The 5124-nt window shown below is 26.6% G+C and carries 7 protein-coding genes; 3 read left to right on the top strand and 4 right to left on the bottom strand.

What is annotated here, in order from left to right; all coding sequences use genetic code 4:
- The 4 genes from D9R21_RS04190 to D9R21_RS04205 form a co-directional block, all read right to left on the bottom strand.
- On the bottom strand, positions 1–186 hold a 186-nt coding region (locus D9R21_RS04190; protein WP_148108825.1), incomplete at its 3' end, for a transposase.
- 198 nt (positions 187–384) lie between these two features.
- Positions 385–741, bottom strand: coding sequence for a lipoprotein (locus tag D9R21_RS04195; RefSeq protein ID WP_126821222.1), 357 nt, complete (start codon positions 739–741; stop codon positions 385–387).
- A gap of 104 nt (positions 742–845) precedes the next feature.
- Positions 846–1382, bottom strand: a complete 537-nt coding sequence (locus tag D9R21_RS04200; RefSeq protein WP_126821223.1) for a hypothetical protein — start codon at positions 1380–1382, stop codon at positions 846–848.
- A gap of 158 nt (positions 1383–1540) precedes the next feature.
- A complete protein-coding gene (locus D9R21_RS04205) occupies positions 1541–2188 on the bottom strand; it encodes a hypothetical protein (RefSeq protein WP_126821224.1) in 648 nt (215 codons plus the stop codon).
- Positions 2189–2357: 169 nt separating this feature from the next.
- Between D9R21_RS04205 and D9R21_RS04210 the strand changes: the two genes are divergently transcribed.
- The 3 genes from D9R21_RS04210 (at position 2358) to D9R21_RS04220 (ending at position 4991) form a co-directional block, all read left to right on the top strand.
- Positions 2358–3692, top strand: a complete 1335-nt coding sequence (locus tag D9R21_RS04210) for a hemolysin family protein (protein ID WP_241568758.1) — start codon at positions 2358–2360, stop codon at positions 3690–3692.
- 141 nt (positions 3693–3833) lie between these two features.
- Positions 3834–4295, top strand: a complete 462-nt coding sequence (locus D9R21_RS04215; RefSeq protein ID WP_126821225.1) for a MarR family winged helix-turn-helix transcriptional regulator — start codon at positions 3834–3836, stop codon at positions 4293–4295.
- 108 nt (positions 4296–4403) lie between these two features.
- Positions 4404–4991: an ABC transporter transmembrane domain-containing protein gene (locus D9R21_RS04220; protein WP_241568759.1), complete on the top strand. Its 588-nt coding sequence runs from the start codon at positions 4404–4406 to the stop codon at positions 4989–4991.
- The last annotated feature ends 133 nt before the right edge of the window (positions 4992–5124 follow it).

The raw sequence follows: 5124 nt of genomic DNA on the forward strand, positions 1-5124 counted from the left end.
TTCTTTTGGACCTTTTGGTGTATTTAAAATTCCTTTTTTAAAATTTCTTTGTCATGAATCAAGTGTTTTTATATTTACTTTATATTTTTGTGCAATATAAGTAAACGATGTTTGTTCAATTTCTTTTACTGTATTTTTTCGAAATTCTGCAGTATATGTTTTAAATTTTTGTTCTTTTCCTGCCATTAAAAAATGCACCTCCTCTAAAAGTTTAGTAAAGTTCTTTTTTAATTTTACTTACTTTTTGGGGTGCAGTCTTTAATATCTCTTTTTCTATTCTCCATTAACTTTTATAGTACCTTTATTATCAATAATTAAATCAGGTACAGTATTATCTTCTAAGTTTCAACGATAAACTGATTTAATAAACTGTGGAAATTTTTTTTATGAATATAAGTATTCATCTTCATCAATATAATATAAATCTTTAAATTTTGTTTCTAAGTTTTTTGAAATTTTATTTCATCACTTATCATATTTAAGCTTGCTAATATTTCAATTTGCTATTCCTCATACTACATAATAATACTTATTATCAACTGTATTAAATGGTTTTTCTTGTGGTGCTATTCATTCTAAATTGTTTCTGATTTCTTGATTAGCAGTATTTATTTTGTTTTTTCCTTTTAATTTTACCAATTCTTGCGGTGTGTATTCTGCTATATTATCACAAGCCACTAAATTTGTTGTACTTGTTCCTACTAAACTAATTGTACCTAAAATACTTATTATTTTTTTCATATTTAATATTATACCTTTCTATTGAATTTTGATAATTTAATTAAAAATGGAAATAAGTTATTTATTTCCATTTGTTTTAAATTTAATAGCAGTTTTGTTTTTACTTACCCAATAACTTTTGGAGCACAACTTGCTATCCCTGCACCAATAGCACCAACGCCAGCGCCAATTGCAGTTCCTACAACAGGAAAAGCGCTGCCAGTCGCTGCGCCCGTTGCAGCCCCGGTAATTACAGCTGTACCAATACTAGATCCCATAGAAATACTAGTTTCCAATGTATCTCTAGTAGTTCCAAAACACTTTTTACCAACATTATTTACAGCTGTTCATGATCAAACAGCCCCATCTTTAACGGCTGTTACTGTTCAGTTAGAACCATCATAAACTGCTCCACCAGTTCAATTAACAGCATCAGTTACTGCTCCACCAGTTCAATTAACAGCATCAGTTGCAGCGCCACCTATTCAACTAAAAACATCTCTTTTATTTCTATTTAAAACCTCTAAATTATTTGTTTGTGAATAATTTATTTCACTATTTTTGATAGTTTCTTCTTTTCGATAAGGACTGGCAGCAATTGTCGTTGGTATTGCAGTTCCGCTAATTGTTAATACACTTAATAAACTTAGTAATTTTTTCATCCTTGTTTTTTTCTCCTTTTCTTAATCTTGAAACTTTTTATCAAGATATACCTGTATTATATATATATGCAAGAAAAAGTATGAATTATTTAATAATTTTATTTTGAAAAATAGCTCTTAATTACGTGTTTTAATGGTTAAATTAGCAATGAAATATATTAAGTTAAATAATAATCAGTATCCCAATCTTCTAAGACCATATGTTTAATAAAACGATTCATTCATAAGTCAGAATTGGCCCCCGTTTGTAAGTTTCCAACTTCACCAGTTTCGAACCCAACATAATTTCCATTTTTAATATAGACGTAAGTTGGCGTTCCAGTTAATCCTAATGAATCAGCATTAATTGTTTTGTCAATTTCACCATTAATTTTATGAGCATTTCGCTTTTGTGTTACAATTCAATCAGCAATTTTTTTTGCTCATTTTTCTTTTAAAATACCATTATAATCTTTAATGTTATCAGTAATAATTAAGCGAGTGTTTTTAATTTTTTCTTGTTCATCAACACTAATCGGATATGTTTTTAAAGCATATTGGGCACCAAAATTACCTGCTAAATACTTGCCATATTTATCATTACCATAGCCATTTTTATTATATAAATCTGGAATTGTTGTATCTGTTGTATTTTGACAATGAATGCAATTCTTTGCTGAAACCATAAAAATAAAACTTTCTTTATTGTTTATACCATTGATGAATTGGTTGTAATAAGCCATATTTTGATCTGAACAAGCGATTGTTGCTGTTGCTGTTGTTGTTGCGAGTGTCATTGCTGCCATTGTACTTAGTAGTTTTTTCATTTCTATTCCTCCCCAAGAATTATTTTATATAATTGTCTATCTATAAATATACATTATTTTTTATATTTTTAAAGTTAAATCTAAATATTTTTATGGTGTTATTTAGTAGATAATTATGAGAGAAAAGTATATAATGATGGAAAATAATACAGATTTTAAAGGAGAGTAAATGATGATGGATATGACCACCGCATTGGCTGTGTTACTTCCAATAATGATTATTTTATTAATTTTTTCAAGTTTTTTTTCGGCTTCAGAAACAGCTATTACCTCAATTAATGTTATTCGTTTAAAACAAATGGCAAAAAAGAATGTTAGTAAACGGAAAAAAAGAGCAACAAATAAAACAATTCGTCGAGCAAAACAAGTTTATAAATTGGTCAAAGATTATGATCGTACTTTAGCAACTATTTTAATTGCAAATACTTTAGTTAATACGGCTTTAGCAACAATTGGAACTTTATTTTTTGCGTCTTTGATTATCAATGCTGAAACAGCAATATGAGTAGCAACAGGAGTTATTGGTTTAACTGTTTTAATTTTTGGTGAATTATTACCAAAAACAATTGCTAAAGCTTTTCCTGAAAAGTTTTCAATTTTTTCAGCTTATATTTTATGAATCTGAAAAATTTTGTTTTATCCTTTTACTTGGTTGTTAACCTTTCATAAACAAAAAAATGGTGTTTTAACAACAGAAAATGAATTGTTAGAATTAATTTCAACAATTGAATCAGAAGGTGTTTTAGAAAAAAATGAGAAAGAACTAATTGAATCAGCAATAACTTTTGATGAAAAAACAATTAGTTCAATTATGACAGCAAAGGAAAAAGTTAAAACAATTTATAGTAATATTTCATTACGAGAATTACAACGGTTTTATAAGCAAGAACGTTTTACGCGTATTCCTGTTTTAGTTCCAGAAACTGAAAAAGTAATTGGAATTTTAAACATTAAAGATGTTTTTATTGCCGTTATTGATCATCAAGAAGTCGATATCAAAAGTTTAGTTTCTGAACCAATTTTTTTCTCTCGTTATTTAAAATTAGATGATGCTTTAGAATTATTTCAACAAGAACAAGTTCATATGGCAGTTGTTAGTACCAATGAAGATAGTAATAATTTTCTTGGAATCGTTACACTGGAAGATATTTTAGAAGAATTAGTTGGTGAAATTTATGATGAAGATGATGAAACTGGGCAAGTAAAAGAAATTGGTCACCATATGCTTTGAATTCACGGTAGTACTTCGATTAAAAAAGTATTTCAAAAATATTTGCATTTAGCAGCACCACCAGAAAGTACAGGTAAAACATTATATCAATGATTTGTTAAGGAAACAGGATATGATTTAACAAAATCAGAAAATAAAATTAAAGAATTTGTTTATCAAAATTATGCTTTTCGCGTAAATGATGAGAAAAAAGGCAAATTAACTTCCAAAAATATTATTTTTGAAATTGAATTTTTAACTAATAATAATCCAATTCATGATTTAGAACGTTAAAAGCAAAAAAATGTATTTATTTTAAATACATTTTTTATTTATCTTTGTTAAATACTTAACATTAATTTATTCTATGTTAAGATAAAAAAAATAAGAAATATAGAAAAATTAATGAAAAGGAGGAGGATTATTCTGGAAAAAATGCAAGTAGAAAATGAAATATGTGGTGGATTACTTTTTCGTTATTTAGGTTTTATTAACAAAGCATTTACACAGCAAATTGAAAATGAACTACAAAAACAATGTTATTATGATTTTCAAATTTCTAATATTTGGTTATTAATTTTAATTGAACGGTTTCCTGACTATACAATGAATGAATTAGCACAAGTTGTTAATCAATCACGGGCAAATATTACGATTGTTTCAAAAAAATTAGTACAAAAGGGTTATGTTGTAAAAAATCGCCCAGAAAATAATAAAAAAATTATTTATTTAACCTTAACTGAAAAGTGATGAAAATTAAAACCAATTGTTTTTAATTTAGTAAATCAATTAGATCAACGCATTATGCAAATTTTATCAAAACCACGATATGAAACTTTACTAGCTGATTTAGAAAGGATAGTTGAGTTGCTAAAAAAAGAAGGGTCTACATCTTAAATAAAATGTTAAATATTTAACAAATATTAATAAAATAACTTGTAATATTTTTTAGAATTTGTATAATTATTTTGTTAAATAATTAACAAAATACACAAAAATAAATTTATGATGAGAGAAAAAAATGATGGGTTAAATTTAACTGGCAATAATACAAAAAAAGAACCGTTGCCAATTAAAAAGCCAAAAGCCACCCCAATGGGATTTTTTAAATTATTATCAATTTATTATAAACAATTTTGATTTCGTTGATTATGTTTAATCTTATTTATTATTATTACTTGTGGAATTACAGTTGCCTTACCTAAATTAACAAATATTGTTATGATGGAATTGACAACGGTAATGTCAAAGCGTTCAAGTATTAATGATCCTGCGATGCCCTGAGGAACATTACTATACTGAGCAATTGGTTTTGCCGGAACTTTTATTGTTTCGGGAATGTTTTTATATTTACAAAGTTTAGTTGGTGGGTCAATTTCACGAAAAATTGAAATTGATATTCGAATTAAAGTTTTAAATAAATTAGTTGATTTAGATATGAATTATTATCATGATAAAAAAATGGGTGATATTTTAACTAAATTAATTTCTGATACGCAAATTTTAGGTGACCAAGCATTTCAAGTTCCACAAAATTTTTTAAATGCTTTCTTCACCTTCATTGGTAGTATTAGACTGCACCCCAAAAAGTAAGTAAAATTAAAAAAGAACTTTACTAAACTTTTAGAGGAGGTGCATTTTTTAATGGCAGGAAAAGAACAAAAATTTAAAACATATACTGCAGAATTTCGAAAAAATACAGTAAAAGAAATTGAACAAACATCGC

It is taken from the genome of Spiroplasma endosymbiont of Megaselia nigra (genome assembly GCF_003987485.1).
In the GTDB taxonomy this organism is placed as follows: Bacteria; Bacillota_I; Bacilli_A; order Mycoplasmatales; family Mycoplasmataceae; genus Spiroplasma.